The organism is Pseudomonas sp. LSJ-87 (assembly GCF_032971465.1).
Lineage (GTDB): Bacteria > Pseudomonadota > Gammaproteobacteria > Pseudomonadales > Pseudomonadaceae > Aquipseudomonas > Aquipseudomonas putida_Z.
In genome coordinates this window covers 38,269-60,993 of the sequence record NZ_JAWJYQ010000017.1, presented here as the reverse complement: position 1 = coordinate 60,993, position 22,725 = coordinate 38,269, and the positions used below count along the sequence as shown (strand labels likewise).

The following is a 22,725-nucleotide window of genomic DNA, read 5'->3' as shown; positions in this document are numbered from 1 at the left end:
CCTGTCTATGCTGAACCCCAATCTTTTCCCTGAAGGAGACCTATCCATGACCAGCAAGGCCATCTACGTACAACCCGGCGGCGGCTACGACAAGGTCGAGGTCGGTACCAGCGAGGCTCTCGCACCCCAGGCCGGCGAAATCACCGTGCGCCTGCACGCCAGCTCTCTCAACTACCACGATTTCGCCGTGGTCAGCGGCATGTGGGGCCCGAGCGAGCGGCGCATCCCCATGGCCGATGGCGCTGGCGAAGTGGTCGCGGTGGGTAGCGGCGTCACCGAGTTCCAGGTCGGCGACAATGTGGTCAGTACCTTCTTCCCCGACTGGCTCGACGGCCAGGCCAATGTGGAAGGCTTCGCCAGGGTGCCCGGCGACGGTATCGATGGTTACGCCCGTGAACAGGTCACCGCTCGCGCCACCGCCTTCACCCTGGCGCCCAAGGGCTTCAGCCATGCAGAAGCTGCCACGCTGACCACGGCCGGTCTCACGGCCTGGCGTGCGTTGATGAGCGACGACCACCTCAAGCCCGGCGATACGGTGCTGGTGCAGGGCACTGGCGGTGTGTCGATCTTCGCCCTGCAGTTTGCCAAGCTGGCCGGCGCGACGGTGATCGCCACCTCGTCCAGCGACGCCAAGCTTGAGCGCCTGAAAGCCCTGGGTGCCGACCACCTGATCAACTACAAGAGCACCCCGGCGTGGGGTGAGAAAGTGCGCGAGCTGACCGGCAACCGCGGCGTCGACCATGTGATCGAAGTGGGTGGCCCGGCGACGCTGGAGCAATCGATGATTGCCGCGCGCATTGGTGGGCATGTGTCGTTGATCGGCATCCTCACCGGCGTGGCCGGGCAGTTGCCACTGGTGCAGGCGCTGGTACGGCAGATTCGCCTGCAAGGCGTGCTGGTGGGCAGCCGCGCCCAGCAGCAGGCGATGGTGCGGGCGATCGATGCCAACGGCCTGCGGCCGGTGGTGGACAAGCATTTCGAGCTGGAACAGATCGTCGAGGCGTTCCGTTATCAGGAGAGCAACCGGCATTTCGGCAAGATCTGCCTGACCTGGTAATGGCCGGGGGCTGCTTTGCAGCCCATTCGCCGGCAAGCCAGCTCCCACTTCGACCGCATCGGCCTCAAGCCATTCGCTACCCCTGTGGGAGCTGGCTTGCCGGCGATCGGGCCGCGCAGCGGCCCCTAGTCCGGCAACAACCGGTCGCGGCTATTGGACAGGTGCAGGCACACCGCCGCCCGCGCCGCATCCGGGTCCTGCCGGCGGATGGCATTGAGGATCGCCTCATGCTCGAGGTTGGCCAGGTACGCCTGCCGCGCCAGCTTCGCCCCGCTGCGTTCGGCCAGGGCCATGCGGTTGCGCGGGATCAGGCCGTTGCCCAGCTGCAACAGCATTTCAGTGAAGTACAGGTTGCCAGAGGCCTCGGCGATCAACAGGTGAAAGCGCCGGTCGGCCTCGATGCAGCTGTCGCCGGCGGCGGCCAGGTCCTGGTAGTCATCCAGCGCCTGGCGCATGCGCCTCAGGTGCCCCTCGTCACGGCGTAGCGCGGCCAAGGCGGCGGCCTGGCCTTCCAGGCCGATGCGCAGCTCCAGCAGGTCGCGCACATTCGCCGCGCTTTCCGCAGCGATGCGCAGGCCGGCCTGGGCCTGGCGCTCCATCACGAACGTACCGATACCGTGGCGTGGCTCCACCAGCCCCGAAGCCTGCAATTTCGACAGGGCCTCGCGGACCACGGTGCGGCTGACCCCATGCTCGCGCACCAGGGTGTTTTCCGAGGGCAACTTGTCGCCTGGCTTGAAGGTACCCAGCAAGATCTGTTGGGTCAGGCTGGAGACCAGGTCATGGGCACGGCTGTGGCCGCGTTTGTGGGCTTGTTCGGTGGCCATGGTGTGATCCGATTGTTGCTGTACTTGTACGACAAGTTAATCGATAAAAATATTTCTTGCCGATTTTTCCTGCGTTCAAGCCAGCGAGTAGTTTGTCTGTTTTTGCAAGATCGACGCATATAGGCTTTGTGGTTGCTTGTATTTTGTGATTTTGCCGATGTTGGTGATCTTGTCGTACAACTGCGCTGCGCATATGCTCCTCCCCACTGCCATGTCAGACAACCTCGACCCGCACAAAAACAATTAGTGGGAGATCCGCAAGTGAACGATACCCTCGCTCCGTCTGCCCGAAATGAAGGCGACGCCCTGCCCAGCGCCGTGGCCAAGGTCAAGCGCCACGTCCTGCCGCTGTTCGTCATCATGTTCATCGTCAACTACCTGGACCGCGTCAACATCGGCTTCGTCCGCCCCCATCTGGAAAGCGATCTGGGCATCAGCGCCGCGGCCTATGGCTTTGGCGCCGGCCTGTTCTTCATCGGCTACGCGCTGTTCGAGGTGCCTTCGAACATGCTGCTGCAGAAGGTCGGCGCACGGCTGTGGCTGACCCGCATCATGTTCACCTGGGGGCTGGTGGCCACGGCCATGGCCTTCGTGCAGAACGAAACCCAGTTCTACGTGCTGCGCTTTCTGCTGGGGGTTGCCGAAGCGGGCTTCTTCCCCGGGGTGATCTACTACTTCACCCGCTGGCTGCCGGCCGCCGAGCGTGGCAAGGCGATTGCCATCTTCCTCAGCGGCTCGGCATTGGCGTCGCTGATTTCCGGGCCGCTGGCCGGCGCGCTGATGCAGATCCAGGGCCTGGGCATGCATGGCTGGCAGTGGATGCTGTTCATCGAAGGCATGGCCTCGGTGACGCTGTGCTTCTTCGTGTTCTTCTGGCTCGACTCCAGGCCGCAGGACGCCAAGTGGCTGAGCCAGGCCGAGCAGGAAGCACTGGTGGGCGCCATCGATCGCGAGCAGCTTGAGCGCGAAGCGGTCGGCGCGGTCAGGCCATCGGCCTGGAGCCTGCTCAAGGACCGCCAGATCCTGCTGTTCTGCCTGATCTACTTCTGCATCCAGCTGACCATCTACGCCGCCACCTTCTGGCTGCCGAGCATCATCAAGCGCATGGGTGACCTCAGCGACCTGCAGGTCGGCTTCTTCAACTCGATCCCGTGGCTGATCTCGATCCTGGCCATGTATGCCTTCGCCGCCGGCTCGGCGCGCTGGAAGTTCCAGCAGGCGTGGGTCGCAGGTGCGCTGGTGATCGCTGCCATCGGCATGTTCATGTCCACCACGGGTGGGCCGGTGTTCGCCTTTGTCGCGGTGTGCTTCGCGGCCATCGGTTTCAAGTCGGCGTCGTCACTGTTCTGGCCGATCCCGCAGGGCTACCTGGATGCCCGCATCGCCGCTGCGGTGATCGCCTTGATCAACTCGGTCGGCAACCTCGGCGGCTTCGTCGCCCCCACCACCTTCGGCCTGCTGGAGCAGCAGACCGGTTCGATCCAGGGCGGCCTGTACGGCCTGGCGGTGACCTCGGTGCTGGCGGCCATTGCCATCTTCTTCGTACGCACTCGCCCAAAGGGCGTCCCTTCCGATGACCTCAAGGCCCCTTCGGCCCTGGGTCAGAGCCATTGATGACTGCGAGACAACAACCATGAACATGCAGACCCTTCACACCAGCACCCCCGTGGTCACTGATCTGCGCGTGATCCCCGTCGCCGGGCACGACAGCATGCTGCTCAACCTCAGTGGTGCCCATGGCCCGTTCTTCACCCGCAACGTGGTGGTGCTGCGTGACAGCGCCGGCAATACCGGGTTGGGCGAGGTGCCGGGCGGCGAGAAGATCCGCCAGACACTGGAGGACGCCCGCAGCCTGGTGGTCGGCCAGCCGATCGGCCATTACCAGCGCGTGCTCAATGCCATGCGCCAGACCTTCGCCAACCGTGACTCGGCTGGTCGCGGCCTGCAGACCTTCGACCTGCGCATCACCGTGCATGCGGTGACGGCCATCGAGTCGGCGCTGCTCGACCTGCTCGGCCAGCACCTGAACGTGCCGATGGCGGCACTGCTGGGCGAGGGGCAGCAGCGCGAGGCGGTGAAGATGCTCGGTTACCTGTTCTACATCGGCGACCGCCAGCAGACCGACCTGGCCTACCGCAACGAAGCCGATGCCGAGGACGACTGGTTCCGCCTGCGCCACGAAAAGGCCCTGACCCCGGACGCGGTGGTGCGCCTGGCCGAGGCCGCCAAGGCGCGCTATGGTTTCAGCGACTTCAAGCTCAAGGGCGGGGTGTTGCGCGGCGAGGAGGAGATGGAAGCGGTAACGGCGCTGGCCGAGCGGTTCCCCGAAGCCCGCATCACCCTCGACCCGAATGGTGCCTGGTCATTGAAGGAGGCCATTGCCCTGTGCCGCGACAAGCACGATGTGCTGGCCTACGCCGAAGACCCGTGCGGTGCCGAGAACGGCTATTCGGGCCGTGAGGTGATGGCCGAGTTCCGCCGTGCCACCGGCCTGCCCACCGCCACCAACATGATCGCTACCGACTGGCGGCAGATGGGCCATGCGATCCAGTTGCAGTCGGTGGACATTCCGTTGGCCGACCCGCACTTCTGGACCTTGCAGGGTTCGGTACGGGTGGCGCAGATGTGCAACGACTGGGGGCTGACCTGGGGTTCGCATTCCAACAACCACTTCGATATCTCGCTGGCAATGTTCACCCAGGTGGCGGCTGCGGCGCCGGGTGAAATCACTGCGATCGACACCCACTGGATCTGGCAGGACGGCCAGCGCCTGACCCGCGAACCACTGCGCATCGTCGACGGGCATGTGCACGTGCCGGCGCGGCCAGGGCTTGGGGTGGAGCTGGATGAAGACCAGTTGGCCAGGGCGCATGAGTGCTACCGCAACATGGGGTTGGGCGCGCGGGATGACAGCGTGGCAATGCAGTTCCTGATTCCGGGGTGGAGCTTCGATAACAAGCGGCCTTGCCTGGTGCGTTGAGGCATAGGGCCCTTTCGCGATTCCTGTTGCTAGTCCGGTGCTTCGAGCGTACCGGGCAGGCGTAGGCAGACGCCTGGCAACAGAGGCCCCGGGAGACCGGGGCTTTTTTGTGGCTGGCAGAAAGTGGTGATGCCTGCACCGGCCTTTTCGCGGGCTTGCCTGCACCCGCAGGTACACCACAGGTTTGAGGGGCGTGAAGTACCTGTGGGAGCGGGCGAGCCCGCGAAAGGGCCAGTACAGCCATAAACACACCCAAATGAAAAACAAAAGCTCCAGACGGCCTGGTGACGCGATCGGGCATGCCATTCGCGACATCTGGCGTTCGTGGAAATGCCCTGTCGTGATCGAACAGTTCCGGGGCGTTCTCGTGTAATTTCCCACAGCCCTGCGGGGCTTAAATGAAGCCCGACCTGCACTGACACGTTGCTCTGTGACGCGTGCCAAATATCAACAACAGAGCGCGAGTAACGTGTCGACTTATTGATTTCAAAGGAGATATTTTCGCCTACACCTGCCCGTCCATCCTTGTGTCAGCAAAAAGAGAACAACATCAATGAACACCGTGGGATCTGATGGCAACCTTGCACAAGGTTTCAAGCCACGTCATGTAACGATGCTGTCTATCGCCGGCATCATCGGCGCCGGACTTTTCGTCGGCTCTGGCCACGCCATCGCGGCAGCCGGGCCAGCTACCATAATTTCCTATTTCGTGGCCGGGACCCTGGTGGTACTGGTCATGCGCATGCTCGGCGAAATGGCCGTGGCACACCCGGACACCGGATCGTTTTCCACCTACGCCGAGCAGGCCATCGGCCGCTGGGCCGGCTACACCATCGGCTGGCTGTACTGGTGGTTCTGGGTACTGGTAATCCCGATCGAAGCACTGGCCGCCGGGCATGTGCTGAACGCCTGGTTCCCGCAGGTGGACAGCTGGATATTCGCCCTGGCTTCGGTGCTGCTGCTGGCTGGTACCAACCTGTTCAGCGTGGCCAAGTACGGTGAGTTCGAGTTCTGGTTCGCCATTCTCAAGGTCACGGCCATTCTCGGTTTCATCGGCCTGGGTTTCGCCGCACTGATGGGCTGGCTGCCCAACCGCGAGGTCAGCGGCCTGAGCGGCTTGATGGCCGAGCACGGCGGCTTCGCGCCGAAGGGCTGGTCGGCCGTGGTGGGTGCGTTCATCACCGTGATGTTCAGCTTCATCGGCACCGAAGCGGTGACCATCGCCGCGTCCGAATCCAGCGACCCGTCGCGCAACATCGCCAAGGCCACTCGCTCGGTGATCTGGCGCATCAGCACCTTCTACATCCTGTCGATCTTCGTGATCATTTCGGTGGTGCCGTGGAACGACCCGCAGCTGGCGGTGGTGGGTTCCTACCAGCGTGCGCTGGAGATCATGAACATCCCCAACGCGGCCTTCATGGTCGACCTGGTGGTGCTGGTGGCAGTGACCAGCTGCATGAACTCTTCGATCTACATTGCCTCGCGGATGATGTACTCGCTGGCCAAGCGCGGTGACGCACCGGCCATGCTCAACAAGACCTCCAGGGTCGGTGTGCCACGCGCTGCGGTATTCGGCAGCACGCTGATCGGCGCGGCCATTGCCATCCTCAACTACTTCGCGCCGAAGGGCGTGTTCGAGTTCCTGCTGGCCAGCTCCGGCGCCATTGCCTTGCTGGTGTACATGGTCATCGCCATTTCGCAGCTGCGCATGCGCCGCCGCCTGGAGCGGGAAAACACCGAGCTGAAGTTCCGCATGTGGCTGTTCCCGTACCTGACCTGGGCGGTGATCCTGTTCATTGGCGGAGCACTGGCGGTCATGATGTTCACGCCTGAACACCGGGCAGAAGTGAGCTCGACATTGGGCCTGGCGATCGTGATTTCCTTCCTGGGGATCGTGACCACGCGGGGCAATGCGCAACCTGTGGGGGTGCGTTCGATGGGGTGATTGAGTTCACCTGGCGGTAGGGCAAAGGGCACCAGTGGATGGGTGCCCTTTGTTTTTTCAGCCTTTCATCATCTTGATGTATCTGATTGCCGCCGGCGCTTTCTCGAAGCGCCGGTGGATCAGGCTAAGCCACGAGCTGGCCTGGCAGTCGACAATACGCCGGTAGTTCACCTGCGGCAGGCTGATGCGTTGCACCACCGATTCCGGCACCACTGCGATGCCTTGGCCGAGTGACACCAAGGTGATCACCGCCACCAGGCTGCCCGGCTGGGGGCCGAGCCTCGGGACGAAACCACCTTGTGCGGCCACCTCCAGCGTGCCGGAGATCTGTTCGGGCAGGATGAAGGTTTCATTGGCCAGGCGCGAGGCCGGGATCTGCGGCACTTCATTTATCCGTGAGCTGGCGGGCAGGGCGAGGACGAAACCTTCCTGGTGCAAGGCGATGGCTTCGAGTTCCTCGGGTAGCTCCATCGGCGAGCGCACATAGGCAAGGTCGAGCAGGCCGTCGCGGACCATGCCGGGCAGTTCGGCCATGGGCAGTTCGCGAATGTTCAGGCGCACGCCGGGGCAGGTTTCGTTATAGCGGCTGACTTGCTGCTGGAGCATGCCCGAGTACGCGGCCGAGGCCACATAGCCCAGTTCTATGCGCCCGCTTTCGCCTCGGGCCGCCCGTTGCGCGCCCAGTTGTGCAGCATCGAACTGGCGCACGGCATGTTCGGCCTCGACCAACAGGGCCTGGCCCGCTGCGGTGAGGTTGACCTCGCGCTGGTTACGCTCGAACAGGCGCACGCCCAGCTCGCGCTCCATGTCCTGGATCTGCCGGCTGAGGGTGGGCGGGGCGATCCCCAGCTGTTCGGCGGCACGGGTGAAATGACCGTGGCGGGCGACGCAGAGGAAGTAGCGGAAATGGCGGATTTCCATGGGTGTTACCTGCAGGGTAATGACGCGGGCCGCCGGGGCTAACAAGCCTGGGGGCTGGCGGCGTTATGGTGAGGCCAACACTACAAGGCTGATGGCTTGGCGGCAAAGGCTGCCGGGGAATTGCAGGGGACCGCTTTGTGGTCCATCGCAGGCAAGCCAGCTCCTACAGGTATTGCGCAATCCTTGAAGGCGGTGCGGTCCCTGTAGGAGCTGGCTTGCCTGCGATGGGCTGCAAGGCAGCCCCGGCGATTTGACCAACCAGCCCTGCATCCGGAGCCTCACCATGCCCTCTGCGCGTTTCACCCTGCTCACCGCCTCCCTGGTCTGCGCCCTGATCATCCTCGACACCAACATCGTCGCGGTCAGCCTGCCCAGCATCGCCCGCGACCTGTCCGGCTCGTTCGCCGATATCGAATGGGTGGTCAGCGCCTACCTGCTGGCCTTTGCCGCTTGCCTGCTGCCCGCTGGCAGCCTGGCCGACCGCTTTGGCCGCCGCCGCATGCTGCTGCTCGGCCTGGCCCTGTTCGGCATCGCCTCGCTGGCCTGTGGCGCGGCGCCCAACCTGCTGTTCCTCGACCTGGCCAGGGCAGCCAAGGGCGTTGGCGCGGCGCTGCTGCTGACCTCGGCACTGGCCGCGATCGGCAACCGCTTCCACCAACCCCAGGAACGCATGCGCGCCTGGGCCTTCTGGGGCGCCTGCATGGGCGCCACCATCACCTTTGCGCCGCTGCTGGGCGGGTTGATCACCAGCACCCTTGGCTGGCGCTGGATCTTCTACATCAACCTGCCGTTGGTGGCAGTGCTCGCAGTGATGGTGCTGCGCAGTGTCGAAGAGTCCCGTGACAGCACTGCGGCCCGGCTCGACCCATGGGGCAGCCTGACTTTCGCCGGCAGCCTGGGTTACCTGATCTGGGCAATGATCGATGCCAACCAGGTGGGCTGGGGCAGTGCGCAAACCCTGGGACGGCTGGTGATCAGCGCCTTCCTGTTCGGCCTGTTCGTCATGGTCGAACGCAGCCAGGATCGGCCGATGATCGACCTGCGGCTGATGCGCAGCGGGCGTTTCGTTGGTGCCTTGCTGGGCATGTTCGCCTACGCGGCCTGCGCCCAGGTGATGATGACCCTGCTGCCACTGTACTTGCAGAACGGCCTGCAGCTGTCGGCCCTGGCCGCAGGGGCGGGCATGCTGCCGTTTGCCGTGGCCATGCTGCTGACGCCACGCCTGGGCATGCGCATGGCTGCACACTTGAGCCCGGCGCAAGTGTTCGCACTCGGCCTGGTATTGGTCGGTGCGGGTAACCTGCTGTGTGCCTGGGCCACGCAGCAGGGCGGTTACGGTGTATTCGCCCTGGCCAGCCTGGTGCTGGGTGCTGGTGCCGGGCTGCTGAATGGCGATACGCAGAAGAACATCATGGCTTGCGTGCCGCGTGAGCGTACCGGCATGGCTTCGGGGTTGAGTACAACCACGCGGTTCGGGGCGATCGTGCTGGCCATCGGTGGGCTGGGTGGTGTGCTGGCTGCACGTAGTGGGCAGTTGCTGTATGAGGCCATGGCTGCCGTGGCGCCTGGGCAATCGGGCCAGGTTGCCGCAATGGTTACGCGGGTTGCTGCGGGTGATTTGCAGGCGGCGTTGGCGTTGCTTGAGCCCGGGTTGCAAGAAACGGTGGCACCCTTGGCCCGCCAGGCGTTCATCGGGGGCTTCGAAGCCGTGTTGCAGGTCGCTGGTGTGGCGGCGCTGCTGTTCGCGATGCTGGTCGGCGTGTTGCTGAGCCGGCCGCTGCCGGCCATGCCGGAGGTGTTGCTGGCCGAGGGGCGATCATGAAACGTGCGGCGGGACACCACGACACAGCGACTGGGGGCATCGAGCCCCTCGTCGCGGCATTCGACAATCAGTCATTCAACAGCCATGGCTTCAGTTCCTTGAGGTTGCTCACCACCAGTTGCTGCGCCTCGGGAAGTACTGCCAGGTTGCGGTGGTCGATCTGGTAACGCTGCAACACGTACTTAACCAGCGCCCTGCGGCTGGGCACCACCAGTTGCCCCTGCGTCATGCCGAAGTCGGTTTCGATGATTGCCTTCTGCGCCGCGTTCAATCGCCCGTCAGGTTCGAAGATGACCGGCACCTCGACATTCCAGTCTTCATCCTGCTCGCGGGTGTTCGGCGATTGGTCGAGCAAGTCTGGCTGCCCACGCAGGCGGCTGAGGACGAAGTCGCGATACTGGCCGTTCTTTTCGCAGTAAGCCCTCACGTGCCAGCGCATGCCGGTGTAGACCAGCGTGTGCGGGGCGATGAGGCGCACTTCCACGTTGGGGGTGTTGAAGGACACGTATTCGGTTTCCAGGCGCAAACCTTCACGGCAGGCCTTGAGCAAGGGGCGCAGCACTTCCGGGCGAATAGGCCGGTCCGGCACTTCCAGCACCCGGGTATGCGCATAGGCCAGTGCCAACCCGTCGATGTGCGGGGCCCGCTCATTGTTCTGATAAAGCAGGTGCAGGTAGGCGCTGGCGCTGTCGTCGATGAACAGCGGCTTGAACTGCTTGCTTGGTACATAGCCCTTGAGCTGCTTGTCATATGTCAAGTTTTTGGGCGCATGTTCGGTGATGTAGGTATTGATGTCCTTCGACGCCTGCTGGCGGCTGATGCCAAAGCTCTGCATCAGGTGGCCCGTGGTCAGCCGGCCTTCCCACCAGGCAACGGTCTCGATCAAGCGATAGCGAAGTGCCAGGTCCCAGCGTACCTGCTCGATGGATTGCTTGCGTTTCATACCCTCTCCATGTGCGCGATAACTTTACCTGTATAAGTCTACATTCTAGACCTGTCACTAAACACTACATATCGTGTTCCTGTCTTCGAAATAAATTGAAGTCACGAAAGGAAGTGGACATGACCATGTCTGAAGCGGTTTCAACAGGAGCGTTGGTGTTGATCGGGGTGATCCTGGTGGTGCTCCTGATGCAGTACCTGCGGTTGCGAGAAATCTGGCACCTGGTTTTCGCCTGTCGCCAGGACGCGCGTTGGGCGCGGATATGGGAGATGGAAAACCGGGAGCTACGTGCGGAACAGCGCGCCGACAAAGCGCACATCGCGCAGCTGCAAAGCAAGCTGGTGCTTTTGCAGAACCTGGTCTCTGCAGAAGAGTGACAAGGGAAGACATGAACAGACTTGAACGGATCAAAGGCTGCCTGCTGGGTGGCGCAGTGGGAGACGCGCTTGGCGCCCCCGTGGAGTTTCTCGAGTGGCCTGTGATCAAGGCCAGGTTTGGCGCGCAGGGCATCATTGATCTTGCCCCGGCCTACGGCATCACCGGTGCGATCAGCGACGATACGCAGATGATGCTGTTCACCGCAGAAGGCTTGCTGCGGGCTTATGTGCTTGGGAGCTCACGGCAGCGCTGTCATGTTCCCAGCATTATTCATCACGCGTTGCTGCGCTGGCTGATGACACAGGATTACCCCTCGACGATACCGGTGACCACGGATGGCTGGCTGATCAAGCACCTGGAGCTCTGGTCGCGCCGCGCCCCCGATGCAACTTGCCTGAATGCGCTCAAGAGCAGCGGGCGGCTGGGTGCGGTTGCCGAAAACAACAGCAAGGGCTGCGGTGCCCTGGTACGGGTTGCACCCTGTGCATTCTTTGCCCATGCATTTGACTACGCAGCGCAGTCCGGGCGACTGACGCACGGGCATCCGACCGGTTACCTGGCGGCAGGTCTGTTCGCCGACATTCTCCAGCGCATTGTCGATCGACAAGATAGCGTGGAGCACGCTGTGACTCAGAGCCTGGCCAGGTACGGGCAGGTGCCTGGCATGGAGGAAACGCGCAGCCTGATCGAGCGCGTGTTGTTCTTCTATTACGAGGGCTATGCACCCACCCCGCAACGCATTGACGATTTTGGCGCTGCTTGGGTCGCTGACCAGGTGCTGGCGGTTGGGTTGTGGTGTGCGCTGACAGCTCGGTCACTCGAAGAAGGGGTAGCCATGGCGGTGAATCACAGCGGCGACAGCAGCAGTACGGGGCTGGTCGTCGGGCACTTGCTGGGTGCGCAACATGGTGCTGCAGCTATTCCTGGCCGCTGGCTCGAGCACCTGGAACTGCGCCAGGTGATTGCGCAGGTAGCCGAAGATATCGAGCGCATTCCGCGGGAGTATTGTGGGGTTGGCGGGGAGTTCGATCAGCAGATCGAACTGGCTTATCCGGGTAGTTGAACGCAGTGAAGGCCATGAGTTTGCACGGGGGCCGAGGAGCCGGGACGTTTCGTTTTACAGCCCGCCCCCGGTTCTCGAGTCGAGTGGATGATATTGATATCCACTTGAAATTCGTCGATGAGCCTGTTGATCGCCTGATCGCCACTGAACCTGTTAGCCGAGACGCCTATAAAAAGTAGACCAATCCGTCAAGATGCTGGCCGGGTGGTTTTGAAACTTTATGTTGCAGCTGTTAATCGGTATCATTAAGATTAAATTTCAGGACGCAAGGAAAGCATTGTCCATATAAAAAGAAGGTCATAAAAATAATGCTGAAGATGCTCCTCGTGTATGTTCATCTGCTCGCCACCTGTATTGCCCTCGGTAGGGTCTTGCTTGCCGATCACAAGCTTTGGAGTTGGCGCAAGGAAGCGCTGGATCAGGCAAAGCATGAGTACCTGGAAGAAACCAGGAAAATTGCCACCCTCGCGTTACTGGCTCTTTGGGGCAGTGGTCTGCTGTTGATACTTCAGGGATATCTTCTCGAGGGCGCAGCGTATTTGCTCAACCAGAAGCTCTGGGCCAAGGTTGCGGTTGTCAGGCTGCTGACATTGAACGGCGGTCTTTTACATCGCATCGGCTTCCCGTTGTTGCAAAAAGCCCCTTTCGTCTTGTTACCGGGTTCCGATCGCGGTCGCCTTGCACTCTTGGGGGCGTTCTCCATGAGTGGTTGGCTGTTCGCCGCCTTTCTGGGGGTAGCCCGAGCCTGGAACCATGTCATGCCATGCATGCATGTGATGGCGGTGTTCACGGCATTCGCTTTGCTGGCTTGCATCGTGGCGCTTGTGGTCGCCAGCACGGCAGGCACCATGGAAACTACGGCTTCATAGTGGCTGTGACACGCCATAACGTCACGCATCCTTTCAGCAGCGTGGCGGTCGAGCGCACGTATGACGAATGGCAGGAGAGCGCGTACAGCCTCAACGGTGTCACCTGCCGCTATACCGGTCAGCCCTTGGCGTCATTGGCTGGCTTGGCTTTGCTTTCAGCTACAGCGGCTTCTGCTTTCTGTTTCTCTGCGAGCTGGAAGGCCTGCATCGAGGCTTTGCGGGCTGACTCCATGCGTGCGAAGGTCCGATCACCACCGCCGGAGGCCATCGCCAGAGTAGAAGCGGTCAGGGCGGCGGCAACGAAGAGAACTTTCATGGTTTTCATCTGGATATCCTCAAGTAAAACTTTGTGAACTGCTCAGCATGACCCAGCACTGTTTGGCTGGAGTGTGCTGTTGTTGGCTGAAATTGAATTTCAGCTATTCTGGTAATTAACTTGCAGAATTAGGCTTTCAAGATAATGGTGTTTCTCGCGAATGAACTTTTAATCATTCGCTCATATCCGTTTTCAGGTGATGGAAACATCATTCGCACTGAATGCGTACGAGGTTTGACTTCCGTTTCTGGGGGGGGGGCTTTAACGTTGGGCGGATCAGGCCACGCCAGTAGGGGCTGCGGGGCTTCCACCCCATTCGAGGAAGCGGATCTTGTGAATCTCGCCCTTGCTGTCTTCATAAACTACGGTTACCGGTACTACACCGGTCTTGTCGGTTGTATCGGTGCGTTGCAATACGCGTTTCACATCGATGTTCATCCCGTAGTGGTATTCGACGGCCGAGATATGCGCGCCGGGTTCTTGCCGGCTGTTATGGTCAAAGACACTTGGTGCGAGACTGGAAATCACGGCACTTACAATTGTGGCCATGCTCATAAGGCTGTACCTCTACTGAAGTTCGCTTGACAAGGACCTAATCTGACACGCCGAGAAAGTGAAGTTCATTTCACCACGACGAACGCGCTTGGCTGAAACGCCAGTAGTGGCAAAAAACTCCCAGCAATTCCCCGTGCCTGACACATTTCGACCATTCGTCCTTTGACCCCCGTATCTGTTGGGCGAAGTCCGTTTTTGAGGTTGGCTGAGCACGGGGAAGGGCAGTGCGGGGTTCAGCGCATCATGCCGAGTTCGGCATCATCCAGCAGTGCTTTGCCCAAGGCGCAGAGGTAGTGCGCGGCCCAGATCAGCTTCGGTTTGTCTTCCATCAGGCCGTCGATGGTCAGGTCCCGCGCGTAGCCGATCAGTTCCGAGGCTTGTTCACGGGCGTTCTGGCAAGGTATGCCGGGTTCGATGCGGAACAGTGGATGGGTCTGGTTTTCACCTTGGTAGAAGATGGTTTTACCGACTGTGCATTGGGTGTCTTCGTTGGCCATTGATCAATCTCCCTGGTAGTGATTCAGTGCACGGCTTGCGGGCCCGCTGGTTTGTGTATTTGCGCCAGCGCTGATTCGAGTAATTTGCGCAGGGCTTCAAGCTCGTGCATCGACGCCATGATCAACAGTGACGCTGGCGATCGCGGCTGCATCAGCATTGCCTGCTGCGCTACGGCTTCTGCACAGAGCGCGTAGTCCGAGGCCAACATGATGGTGTCTTCTAGGGAATGGAGATGGTGGGGTGGATCGGGGACTATCTTCAACATGATTGCTTCCATTTCAGGGCCGTCACCATCTGCTGTCAAACAGAGGGTGGCAGCTGTACGCGGGTTGACAGACCGGCGGAAACAACAAGTTCCGGCGCACGCAAGCGTGCCCGCACGTACAGCCGCCATAACGACGAGCCGTTTTGTTGTTTACCGTCGCGACCTGTCAAAGTCATGCCGTTGATGAGCAACGACCCACCGAGCCTAGAACGCTGAAAAAACGACCGCAACGGAAAACAGGCGTTGGGAGTATCTTTGGGAAACGCCCTACACGGAAGGGGTGAAATCTGATTTTGGGGCTCGCGCACCCCAAAACCCAGGCACAAAAAAAGACGCCCGAGGGCGCCTTCTTCTTTGGAATTTGGTGGAGCCGGGGGGATTTGAACCCCCGTCCGCCAGTACTCCGCTGTCGGTACTACATGCTTAGCCGTGTCTACTGAGTTAATCCGCAGCCGCCCGACGGGCAGGGTGCTTTGGACGAGTTGGGTAAGTTTTAGTCGCTTTGCCCCCAACGTGCTACACGACGATCCTGTTCTGTATGACAATCATTTCGGGTTTACAGGCATCCCCTGATGATTGCTGGAGCCGAAGCTACCAGAAGGTCGGGCTCGGCTGCTTACGCAGCGAGAGCGTACTCCGCCTCGAAGTTTTCGTCATTGGCAACTATAGAAAGTTGCAACAGTGGATTTACGAGTTCTGTTACCAACTCGGCATGCACCTAGAGTTTCGCTACCGGCGTCGAATCCTGATCGGCCCCACACTAGCTCTTGGCTAACGCACCTTACGGTACGTGAGGCGGAGTATACGCCATTGCGCGGGCGACGTCGACAGCCGGTCCGGTCGCCCGCTTTTGGGCTCACGCGCCGCTACCGCCGCCGCTGGTGCCGCTGCCTTTCTCGGTTTTTTCCAGGCGCTCCAGGACTTTGCTGGTAATGGCGATGCATTCCTTGGTGTCGCCCGAGGCTTGGGCAGCCTTGGCTTTGTCGACGTGCTCGGTGATGGCCTTGTCCAGGCCTTCGGAGGTGGCGCCGGCGGTGGCCATGCTGTCGTCGATCTTTTGCAGGTTGGCGGTGCACAGGTCTTCGGCAGCGAACACCGGCGAAGCCAGCAGGGTGGCGGCCGCGAACAGGGCCGAAAGCGCGGTACCTTTCATGGGAGTCTCCTTCTGGGCCTCTGGAAGGTGGGCCTGTAAGAGTGGACTGTGGGGGAATGGCGGGGGTTCAATCGGGATGGCACCGGCTTTGCCGGTGTTCGCGGCTGAAGCCGCTCCCACAGGTACAGCGTGGGCCCAAAGCCGGCGCGATACCTGTGGGAGCTGGCGTGCCCGCGAAGCAGGCAGTGCGGTGTATGACACCGGCTGCGCCGGTGTTCGCGGGCTTGCCCGCTCCCACGGGGCATTGCGGCAGCTATCAGGTTTTGCGTTAAACGGTCATATGCTACGCGGCCGGGTGACGCGGTCTACCAGGTAGACCAGCCCGTGGTAGTCGATGCCGCTATGGCTGGACAGGCCGATCTCGCAGGTGCGGCTTGTGGAAATGCCTTCGCTGCAATACTGCACCGCATCCTTCAGGCTGCGCAGCGAGTGGGCGTTGAGTTCGGGGGTGGTGAAGCCTTTGTCACCGGCAAAGCCGCAGCAGTGTATGCCCTCCGGGATCACCACCTGTTTGCTGCAACGCCGCGCCAAATCGATCAGCGCCTGGCTTTCGCCCAGGTGTTGGGTGCTGCAGGTCACATGCACAGCCACTGGTTCGTCCTGGGGGGTGAACTCCAGGCGCTCGAGCAGGTGGGTGCGGATGAAGCGCACCGGGTCGTACAGGTCCAGCCGGGTGTCGCTCAGGTCTTGCACCAGGCGCAGAGTGCAGGGGCTGGTGTCGCAGTAGATCGGGTCGAGGCCGCCGCGGCTTGCGTGCAGCAGGGCGGCAATCAGTTCCTGGCGTTTGTGCTCGGCCTGCTCGGGGTAGCCCTTGGAGGCGAACGGCTGGCCGCAGCACAGGCTGTCGGCGTTGTCGGGGAACACCACCTGGTAACCGGCCTTTTCCAGCAGGGCGCGGGTCTTGTCCAGCAGCGAACTCTGCTCGCGGTCGGCATAGGCCGGGCCCATCACCCGCGAGACGCAGGCGGCCAGGTACACCACGCGAGGGCGGGCGTCGTTGCTGGCCTGGCCGAAGTCCAGTGGGCGCAGGGGTTGTGGCATCGCCGGGGTCCACTGTGGCAGGCGGCCTTTGCTGGCTTTGTTCAGCGAGGCGCTCAGGCGGCCCAGGCGTGGAGCGCCGAGCAGCTTGCGTGCTGTGTTGGCGGCGGTCAGGGTCAGGCGCGCGCCGCCCAGGGCGGTGTGGAAGTGTTCGGCCAGCCAGTCGGCGGTTTTTTCGTGCTCGGCGGCCTGGCTGCGCAGTTTCTTCACCAGTTCGCCGGTGTTGATGCCGACCGGGCAGCGCTGGGCGCACAGGCCGGTGGCGGCGCAGGTGTCGATGCCCTGGTACTGGTAGGTCTGGCGCAGTTCGCGGGTGTCGATGCCGGCGCGCTGTTTGGCCTGGATGTCACGCCACATGACGATGCGCTGGCGCGGGCTGAGGGTCAGTCCTTTGGACGGGCACACCGGTTCGCAGAAGCCGCACTCGATGCACTTGTCGACGATCTCGTCGGCAGCGGGCAGCGGCTTGAGGTTCTTCAGGTGGATGTCGGGGTCTTCGCTCAGCACCACGTCGGGGTTGAGAATGCCATTGGGGTCGAGCAGGCGCTTCAGCTTCCACATCAGTTGGTAGGCGTCATGGCCCCATTCCAGCTCCACGAACGGTGCCATGTTGCGCCCGGTGCCGTGCTCGGCCTTGAGCGAGCCGCCGAACTCCACCGCCACCAGTTGCGCCACATCGTCCATGAAGGCCTGGTATCGGGCGACTTCCTCGGCACTGTTGAAGCCCTGGGTGAAGACGAAGTGCAGGTTGCCTTCCAGGGCATGGCCGAAAATGATCGCTTCGTCGTAGCGGTGCTTGTCGAACAGCCGGATCAGGCGGTTGACGCCTTCGGCCAGCTGCTCGATGGGGAAGGTGACGTCTTCGATGATGACTGTGGTGCCGGTCTGGCGCACGGCGCCGACGGCGGGGAAGGTGTCCTTGCGGATTTTCCACAGCTGGTTGTACACGGCCGGGTCTTCGCTGAAGTCCACCTGCTGTTCCAGCGGGAAGTCGGCGATCGAGGTCATCACCTGTTGCAGCTGTTCATGCAGCAGGCTCTGGCTGGCGGCGCGGGACTCGATCAGCAGGGCGCAGGCATTGTCCGACAGGCCTTTTACCCACAGTGGCATGCCGGGCATGTTCTGCACCGAGCGCAGGCTGCGGCGGTCGAGCAGCTCCACGGCCGAGACCGGCTGGCGCTTGAGTACGGTCACCGCGCGGCAGCAGCTTTCCACGCTGGGGAACACCAGCAGCGCGCTGGCCTTGTGCGGGTGGTCTGGCACGGTGTCATAGGTGACAGCACTGATGAAGCCCAGGATGCCTTCGGAACCGACCAGCAGGTGCTGCAGGATATCCAGCGGCTGGTCGTAGTCCACCAGTGCGTTCAGCGACAGACCGGTGGTGTTCTTCAGCCGGTATTTGTGCCGGATGCGCTCGGCGAGTGCAGTGTTGGCGCGGGTCTCGCGGCCCAGGCGGGCCAGTGCTTCCAGCAGGTCGGCGTGGCTGGCCTCGAACGCGGCGACGCTGGCCGGGTCTTCGCTGTCCAGGCGCGTGCCGTCGGCCAGCACCAGGCGCAGGCCGGCCAGGGTGTGGTAGGTGTTCTGCGCGGTGCCGCAGCACATGCCGCTGGCGTTGTTGGCGACGATGCCGCCGATCTTGCAGGCGTTGATCGAGGCCGGGTCGGGGCCGATCTTGCGCCCGAAGGGGGCCAGCCAGGCATTGGCCTGGGCGCCGATGACGCCGGGCTGCAGGCGGATCTGCTCGCCTTGGCCGCGGATTTCACGGCCGTTCCAGTTATCGCCCAGCACGATCAGCACCGAGTCGCTGATGGCCTGGCCGGACAGGCTGGTGCCGGCGGCGCGGAAGGTGACCGGCACCCGCTCGCGCTGGGCCAGTTTGATCAGGCCGACCACTTCGTCTTCGGACTCGACGCGCACCACCAGCTTGGGGATCAGCCGGTAGAAGCTGGCGTCGGTGCCGAAGGCCAGGGTGGAGGTGGGGTCGTCGAAGCGGCGTTCGGCGGGGATCAGGCGCTCGGCATCACGCAGGAACGCGGCGGGCAGGCTCATGCAGTCTCCTCGCGGGGCCGCGGCGTCTGTGCGCCACATGCCCCGGGTCAATCAGGCGGTCGTTCTTGCGGGCGTTCAGGCGCCCAGTTCGCGTACCAGCGAGTCGCGGGTGATTTCGCTGATCGACTTGGCGCCGGTCAGCACCATCGCTACGCGCATTTCCTTCTCGAACAGCTCCAGCAGGTTCTTCACCCCGGCCTGGCCGTGCACGGCAAGGGCGTAGAGGAAGGCGCGGCCGATCAGTACGGTATCGGCGCCCAGAGCGATCATGCGCACCACGTCGAGGCCGCTACGGATGCCGGAGTCGGCGAGGATCTTCAGGTCACCTTTGACCGCATCGGCAATTGCCGGCAGGGCACGGGCGCTGGACAGCACGCCGTCGAGCTGGCGGCCGCCGTGGTTGGACACGACGATGCCGTCGGCGCCGAACCTGACCGCATCGCGGGCGTCATCGGCATCGAGGATGCCCTTGATGATCATCGGGCCGTCCCAGAACTCGCGGATCCACTCCAGGTCTTTCCAGGAGATCGACGGGTCGAAGTTGTTGGCCAGCCAGCCGATGTAGTCGGCAAGGCCGGTGGGGTTGCCACGGTAGGTGGAAATGTTGCCCAGGTCGTGCGGGCGACCCATCACACCGACATCCCATGCCCACTCGGGGTGGGTCATGGCTTGCAGCACGCGGCGCAGCGGGCCGTTCTTGCCGCTCATGCCAGAGTGGGCGTCGCGGTAGCGGGCGCCGGGGGTCGGCATGTCGACGGTGAACACCAGGGTCTTTACCCCGGCGGCCTTGGCCCGCTCCAGCGCGTTGCGCATGAAGCCGCGGTCCTTGAGCACGTACAGCTGGAACCACATCGGCCGGTCGATGGCCGGGGCCACTTCTTCGATCGGGCACACCGACACGGTGGACATGGTGAACGGAATACCGTGGGCAGCCGCTGCGCGCGCCGCCTGCACTTCACCACGGCGGGCGTACATGCCGGTGAGGCCGACCGGGGCCAGGGCCACCGGCATGCTCAGGGTTTCGTCGAAGAGTTTGGTCTGAAGGCTGAGCTCGGACATGTTCTTCAGCACGCGCTGACGCAGGGCAATGCTGGCCAGGTCCGATACGTTGTGGCGCAGGGTGTGCTCGGCGTAGGCGCCGCCGTCGGCATAGTGGAACAGGAAGGGAGGCAGCTTGCGTTGGGCCGCGGCGCGATAGTCGGTAGAGGCGGAAATGATCATGGATTCTCGCAGCGTTGCGTGTGGGGATTGCCGGGCGCGCGATGGCGCCCGGCCCCTTTCACTTTAGTGATGAACCAGCATGCCGGTCAGCCAGTAGGCCTGGATCAGGGTGATCAGGCCGACGATGGTGGCGAAGAACAGGCTGTGCTTGACGGTGAAGCGGAACAGGTCGGACTCCTTGCCAACCAGGCCGGTGGCGGCGCAGGCCACGGCGATCGACTGCGGCGAGATCATCTTGCCGGTCACGCCGCCGCTGGTGTTGGCCGCTACCAGCAGAGTGTCGTTGACCCCGATCTGGTGCGCAGTGGTGGCCTGCAGCGAGCTGAACAGGGCGTTGGACGAGGTGTCGGAACCGGTCAGGAACACGCCCAGCCAGCCGAGGAACGGCGAGAAGAACGGGAACGCGGCACCGGTACCGGCCAGCACCAGGGCCATGGTCGAGGACATGCCCGAGTAGTTGGTGACGAAGGCGAAGGCCAGCACCATGCCGATCGACAGGATTGGCCAGCGCAGCTCCCAGAAGGTTTCCTTGAAAGTGGTCAGACCAGTTTTGAAATTGATCTTCAGCACGGCCATGGAGATCAGCGCCGAGAGGAAGATCGCGGTGCCGGTGGCAGAGATCGGGTCGAGCTTGAACACCGCTGGCATGGCGGTTGGCGCAGCGACGATCGGTGCGGTCTTGATCACCAGTTGGTCGAGGTGCGGGATGGCGAAGTTGAACACGAAGTTGTACATCGCGCCGCCCGGGGCGAAGGCCGCCTTGAACGGTTTCAGGGTCCAGATGGTGACCAGCACGGTGAGGATCAGGAACGGCGACCAGGCTTTGAAGATCTCGCCAAAGCTGTAGGGGCTTGGCTGGCTGCCGCTTGGCTGAACCACGGCGGCGCCGACGCTGCCTTTGGCTTCGGCGAACGAACGCTTGGGCTGCCAGACTTTCAGGAACAGGGTCAGGGCGATCAGGCTGGCCAGGGCCGAGGTGATGTCCGGCAGCTCCGGGCCGATGAAGTTCGAGGTGAAGTACTGGGTGACGGCGAAGCTCAGGCCGGCGACCAGGGCGGCAGGCCAGGTTTCTTTCACGCCACGCAGGCCGTCCATCATGAATACCAGCCAGAACGGCACGAACAGCGACAGCAGCGGCAGCTGGCGACCGGTCATGGCGCCGATGTGGAAGGCGTCGATGCCGGTGACCTGGCCGGCCACGATGATCGGGATGCCCAGGGCGCCGAAGGCCACTGGCGCGGTGTTGGCGATCAGGCACAGGCCGGCGGCGTACAGGGGGTTGAAGCCCAGGCCCACCAGCAGCGCGGCAGTGATTGCCACCGGTGCGCCAAAGCCTGCCGCACCTTCCAGGAAGGCACCGAAGCAGAAGCCGATCAGCAGCACTTGCAGGCGCTGGTCGTCGGTAATCGACAGCACCGAGCTGCGGATCACTTCGAACTGGCCGCTCTTGACCGTGAGTTTGTACAGGAACACCGCGGCAACGATGATCCAGGCAATCGGCCAGAGGCCGTAGAGGAAGCCATAACCTGCGGCGGCGAATGCCATGTCGACAGGCATCTGGAAGGCGAAGATCGCCACCAGGATCGACAATGCGAGGGTGATGCTGCCGGCCACGTGGCCTTTGAGGCGGAACACGGCGAGGGCAAGGAAGAAGAAGACGATGGGAATGACCGCCGCCAGTGCGGACAGGCCAAGACTACCAAGCGGACTATAGATTTGTTGCCAGGTTTGCATATGGGGTGGCCCCTAATTGTTGTTGGTCAGGCACTGGCATTGGATAATTGGTAAGACCAATTTACAATGGCTGGGCGCTAGGTTAAAAGCGTCTTCGTGGGTGTGTCAATTTGTCCCGTGCAAAACTTTGGTCGCGTGCCGATGAGCGGGCGCCTGGTGGGCAGGGAAAATCGTCGCCTGGTGGGTGTTTGCGCGATCTGGATCGGCGAGAATAGGCGCCCCCTGAAATCTGCCGGGGGTTTGTGGAGAGCATGTGATGGTTTTTGATCAGGTCCGCCAGCGGCGCCTGTCCGACGACATTGTCGATCGGTTGGAAGGGATGATTCTGGAGGGCACGCTGACCTCGGGGCAGCGGCTGCCGGCCGAGCGCGTCCTTGCCGAGCAGTTCGGCGTGTCCCGCCCGTCACTGCGTGAGGCGATCCAGAAGCTGGTGGCCAAGGGGCTGCTGGTCAGCCGCCAGGGTGGGGGCAATTTTGTCGCCGAGTCCCTGGGGTCCACTTTCAGCGACCCGTTGCTGCAGCTGCTCGAGCACAGTGCCGAGGCGCAGCGTGACCTGCTCGAATTCCGCCATACCCTGGAGGCTTCCTGCGCCTACTACGCGGCCCAGCGCGCGACCCAGCCGGACCGGGCGCGGCTGAAGGCGGCGTTCGATGCGCTGCAGGACTGCTATGCCAGGGCCGACGAAGTGACCCGGGCGGAGGAGGGCGCGGCCGATGCGCGCTTCCACCTGGCGATTGCCGAGGCCAGCCATAATGCCGTGCTGCTGCACACCATTCGGGGCTTGTTCGACCTGCTCAAGCGCAACGTGGTGACCAACATCGGCGGCATGTACCAGCAACGGACCGAGACCCGGGACATGCTGATCAGCCAGCACCGGGAGCTGTACCTGGCGATAGTCGAGGGCAGGGCGGAGGATGCGCGGGAAGTGTCCAGCCGGCACATTCTGTATGTGCAGGAGGTGCTGGAAGAGGCGCATGAAGAAGCGCAGCGAGTGGCGCGGGCGGAGCGGCGGAGCGGGCGTTGAGATTTGTACTGGCAGTGCTGGCCTCTTCGCGGGTAAACCCGCTCCCACAGAGACTGCACCGAATCTG

20 protein-coding genes and 1 other RNA gene are annotated in these 22,725 nt (G+C 62.7%); 9 read left to right on the top strand and 12 right to left on the bottom strand.

Annotated features, from left to right (window positions below; all coding sequences use genetic code 11):
• The first annotated feature begins 46 nt into the window (after positions 1-46).
• Positions 47-1,057: an NAD(P)-dependent alcohol dehydrogenase gene (locus RYH74_RS11510; RefSeq protein ID WP_317409420.1), complete on the top strand. Its 1,011-nt coding sequence runs from the start codon at positions 47-49 to the stop codon at positions 1,055-1,057.
• A 125-nt stretch (positions 1,058-1,182) separates the two neighbouring features.
• Here RYH74_RS11510 and RYH74_RS11505 read toward each other — a convergent pair whose 3' ends face one another.
• Positions 1,183-1,884 (bottom strand): FadR/GntR family transcriptional regulator, encoded by a 702-nt coding sequence (locus RYH74_RS11505; RefSeq protein ID WP_286100609.1) that lies wholly within the window; start codon positions 1,882-1,884, stop codon positions 1,183-1,185.
• 261 nt (positions 1,885-2,145) lie between these two features.
• On the opposite strand from RYH74_RS11505, the gene RYH74_RS11500 reads away from it, so the two are divergent.
• The 3 genes from RYH74_RS11500 to gabP all read left to right on the top strand — a co-directional run bounded on the left by RYH74_RS11500 (position 2,146) and on the right by gabP (position 6,809).
• Positions 2,146-3,498 (top strand): MFS transporter, encoded by a 1,353-nt coding sequence (locus RYH74_RS11500; RefSeq protein WP_084785272.1) that lies wholly within the window; start codon positions 2,146-2,148, stop codon positions 3,496-3,498.
• A 19-nt stretch (positions 3,499-3,517) separates the two neighbouring features.
• Positions 3,518-4,864, top strand: a complete 1,347-nt coding sequence (gene gudD / locus RYH74_RS11495) for a glucarate dehydratase (RefSeq protein WP_075046445.1) — start codon at positions 3,518-3,520, stop codon at positions 4,862-4,864.
• A 553-nt stretch (positions 4,865-5,417) separates the two neighbouring features.
• A complete protein-coding gene (gene gabP, locus RYH74_RS11490) occupies positions 5,418-6,809 on the top strand; it encodes a GABA permease (protein ID WP_317409419.1) in 1,392 nt (463 codons plus the stop codon).
• A 57-nt stretch (positions 6,810-6,866) separates the two neighbouring features.
• Here gabP and RYH74_RS11485 read toward each other — a convergent pair whose 3' ends face one another.
• Positions 6,867-7,730, bottom strand: a complete 864-nt coding sequence (locus RYH74_RS11485) for a LysR family transcriptional regulator (RefSeq protein ID WP_075046443.1) — start codon at positions 7,728-7,730, stop codon at positions 6,867-6,869.
• A 283-nt stretch (positions 7,731-8,013) separates the two neighbouring features.
• Here RYH74_RS11485 and RYH74_RS11480 point away from each other — a divergent pair, with 283 nt between their 5' ends.
• The gene (locus RYH74_RS11480) at positions 8,014-9,552 is read left to right on the top strand and encodes an MFS transporter (RefSeq protein WP_317409418.1); all 1,539 of its coding nucleotides are present in this window, start codon (positions 8,014-8,016) and stop codon (positions 9,550-9,552) included.
• Positions 9,553-9,619: 67 nt separating this feature from the next.
• Here the strand turns inward: RYH74_RS11480 and RYH74_RS11475 are convergent, their stop codons facing one another.
• On the bottom strand, positions 9,620-10,495 hold the full coding sequence (locus tag RYH74_RS11475; protein ID WP_025340723.1) for a WYL domain-containing protein: 876 nt from the start codon (positions 10,493-10,495) through the stop codon (positions 9,620-9,622).
• A 119-nt stretch (positions 10,496-10,614) separates the two neighbouring features.
• Here RYH74_RS11475 and RYH74_RS11470 point away from each other — a divergent pair, with 119 nt between their 5' ends.
• The 3 genes from RYH74_RS11470 to RYH74_RS11460 all read left to right on the top strand — a co-directional run bounded on the left by RYH74_RS11470 (position 10,615) and on the right by RYH74_RS11460 (position 12,805).
• The gene (locus RYH74_RS11470) at positions 10,615-10,872 is read left to right on the top strand and encodes a hypothetical protein (RefSeq protein WP_286100605.1); all 258 of its coding nucleotides are present in this window, start codon (positions 10,615-10,617) and stop codon (positions 10,870-10,872) included.
• An 11-nt stretch (positions 10,873-10,883) separates the two neighbouring features.
• On the top strand, positions 10,884-11,936 hold the full coding sequence (locus RYH74_RS11465) for an ADP-ribosylglycohydrolase family protein (protein WP_286100604.1): 1,053 nt from the start codon (positions 10,884-10,886) through the stop codon (positions 11,934-11,936).
• Positions 11,937-12,244: 308 nt separating this feature from the next.
• Positions 12,245-12,805 carry a hypothetical protein gene (locus tag RYH74_RS11460; RefSeq protein WP_317409417.1) on the top strand — a complete coding sequence of 187 codons (561 nt, stop codon included), beginning with the start codon at positions 12,245-12,247 and terminating at the stop codon, positions 12,803-12,805.
• Between the two features lie 118 nt (positions 12,806-12,923).
• Here RYH74_RS11460 and RYH74_RS11455 read toward each other — a convergent pair whose 3' ends face one another.
• From RYH74_RS11455 to RYH74_RS11415, 9 genes are all read right to left on the bottom strand, one after another.
• A complete protein-coding gene (locus tag RYH74_RS11455; RefSeq protein ID WP_061303556.1) occupies positions 12,924-13,130 on the bottom strand; it encodes a co-regulatory protein PtrA N-terminal domain-containing protein in 207 nt (68 codons plus the stop codon).
• Between the two features lie 267 nt (positions 13,131-13,397).
• On the bottom strand, positions 13,398-13,676 hold the full coding sequence (locus RYH74_RS11450; protein ID WP_317409416.1) for a DUF2790 domain-containing protein: 279 nt from the start codon (positions 13,674-13,676) through the stop codon (positions 13,398-13,400).
• A 233-nt stretch (positions 13,677-13,909) separates the two neighbouring features.
• Entirely contained in the window at positions 13,910-14,173 is a 264-nt protein-coding gene (locus RYH74_RS11445; protein ID WP_317409415.1) for a DUF3077 domain-containing protein, read from the bottom strand.
• A 23-nt stretch (positions 14,174-14,196) separates the two neighbouring features.
• Positions 14,197-14,439 carry a hypothetical protein gene (locus RYH74_RS11440; RefSeq protein ID WP_025340715.1) on the bottom strand — a complete coding sequence of 81 codons (243 nt, stop codon included), beginning with the start codon at positions 14,437-14,439 and terminating at the stop codon, positions 14,197-14,199.
• Positions 14,440-14,801: 362 nt separating this feature from the next.
• Positions 14,802-15,196: a transfer-messenger RNA gene (ssrA, locus tag RYH74_RS11435) on the bottom strand.
• A 99-nt stretch (positions 15,197-15,295) separates the two neighbouring features.
• Positions 15,296-15,592 carry a hypothetical protein gene (locus tag RYH74_RS11430; protein WP_013974305.1) on the bottom strand — a complete coding sequence of 99 codons (297 nt, stop codon included), beginning with the start codon at positions 15,590-15,592 and terminating at the stop codon, positions 15,296-15,298.
• A 276-nt stretch (positions 15,593-15,868) separates the two neighbouring features.
• Positions 15,869-18,679 carry an FAD-binding and (Fe-S)-binding domain-containing protein gene (locus RYH74_RS11425; protein ID WP_075046432.1) on the bottom strand — a complete coding sequence of 937 codons (2,811 nt, stop codon included), beginning with the start codon at positions 18,677-18,679 and terminating at the stop codon, positions 15,869-15,871.
• A 75-nt stretch (positions 18,680-18,754) separates the two neighbouring features.
• On the bottom strand, positions 18,755-19,900 hold the full coding sequence (gene lldD / locus RYH74_RS11420; protein WP_013974303.1) for an FMN-dependent L-lactate dehydrogenase LldD: 1,146 nt from the start codon (positions 19,898-19,900) through the stop codon (positions 18,755-18,757).
• A gap of 63 nt (positions 19,901-19,963) precedes the next feature.
• Positions 19,964-21,634 carry a lactate permease LctP family transporter gene (locus RYH74_RS11415; RefSeq protein WP_015271872.1) on the bottom strand — a complete coding sequence of 557 codons (1,671 nt, stop codon included), beginning with the start codon at positions 21,632-21,634 and terminating at the stop codon, positions 19,964-19,966.
• 256 nt (positions 21,635-21,890) lie between these two features.
• Here RYH74_RS11415 and RYH74_RS11410 point away from each other — a divergent pair, with 256 nt between their 5' ends.
• The gene (locus RYH74_RS11410) at positions 21,891-22,658 is read left to right on the top strand and encodes an FCD domain-containing protein (protein WP_013974301.1); all 768 of its coding nucleotides are present in this window, start codon (positions 21,891-21,893) and stop codon (positions 22,656-22,658) included.
• The last annotated feature ends 67 nt before the right edge of the window (positions 22,659-22,725 follow it).

Bases quoted from the DNA above. Each gene is read 5' to 3' on its own strand.
- RYH74_RS11510 (WP_317409420.1), top strand. From the start codon at position 47: ATGACCAGCAAGGCCATCTACGTACAACCCGGCGGCGGCTACGACAAG.
- RYH74_RS11505 (WP_286100609.1), bottom strand. From the start codon at position 1,884: ATGGCCACCGAACAAGCCCACAAACGCGGCCACAGCCGTGCCCATGAC.
- gudD (WP_075046445.1), top strand. From the start codon at position 3,518: ATGAACATGCAGACCCTTCACACCAGCACCCCCGTGGTCACTGATCTG.
- gabP (WP_317409419.1), top strand. From the start codon at position 5,418: ATGAACACCGTGGGATCTGATGGCAACCTTGCACAAGGTTTCAAGCCA.
- RYH74_RS11485 (WP_075046443.1), bottom strand. From the start codon at position 7,730: ATGGAAATCCGCCATTTCCGCTACTTCCTCTGCGTCGCCCGCCACGGT.
- RYH74_RS11480 (WP_317409418.1), top strand. From the start codon at position 8,014: ATGCCCTCTGCGCGTTTCACCCTGCTCACCGCCTCCCTGGTCTGCGCC.
- RYH74_RS11475 (WP_025340723.1), bottom strand. From the start codon at position 10,495: ATGAAACGCAAGCAATCCATCGAGCAGGTACGCTGGGACCTGGCACTT.
- RYH74_RS11470 (WP_286100605.1), top strand. From the start codon at position 10,615: ATGACCATGTCTGAAGCGGTTTCAACAGGAGCGTTGGTGTTGATCGGG.
- RYH74_RS11465 (WP_286100604.1), top strand. From the start codon at position 10,884: ATGAACAGACTTGAACGGATCAAAGGCTGCCTGCTGGGTGGCGCAGTG.
- RYH74_RS11460 (WP_317409417.1), top strand. From the start codon at position 12,245: ATGCTGAAGATGCTCCTCGTGTATGTTCATCTGCTCGCCACCTGTATT.
- RYH74_RS11455 (WP_061303556.1), bottom strand. From the start codon at position 13,130: ATGAAAACCATGAAAGTTCTCTTCGTTGCCGCCGCCCTGACCGCTTCT.
- RYH74_RS11450 (WP_317409416.1), bottom strand. From the start codon at position 13,676: ATGAGCATGGCCACAATTGTAAGTGCCGTGATTTCCAGTCTCGCACCA.
- RYH74_RS11445 (WP_317409415.1), bottom strand. From the start codon at position 14,173: ATGGCCAACGAAGACACCCAATGCACAGTCGGTAAAACCATCTTCTAC.
- RYH74_RS11440 (WP_025340715.1), bottom strand. From the start codon at position 14,439: ATGTTGAAGATAGTCCCCGATCCACCCCACCATCTCCATTCCCTAGAA.
- RYH74_RS11430 (WP_013974305.1), bottom strand. From the start codon at position 15,592: ATGAAAGGTACCGCGCTTTCGGCCCTGTTCGCGGCCGCCACCCTGCTG.
- RYH74_RS11425 (WP_075046432.1), bottom strand. From the start codon at position 18,679: ATGAGCCTGCCCGCCGCGTTCCTGCGTGATGCCGAGCGCCTGATCCCC.
- lldD (WP_013974303.1), bottom strand. From the start codon at position 19,900: ATGATCATTTCCGCCTCTACCGACTATCGCGCCGCGGCCCAACGCAAG.
- RYH74_RS11415 (WP_015271872.1), bottom strand. From the start codon at position 21,634: ATGCAAACCTGGCAACAAATCTATAGTCCGCTTGGTAGTCTTGGCCTG.
- RYH74_RS11410 (WP_013974301.1), top strand. From the start codon at position 21,891: ATGGTTTTTGATCAGGTCCGCCAGCGGCGCCTGTCCGACGACATTGTC.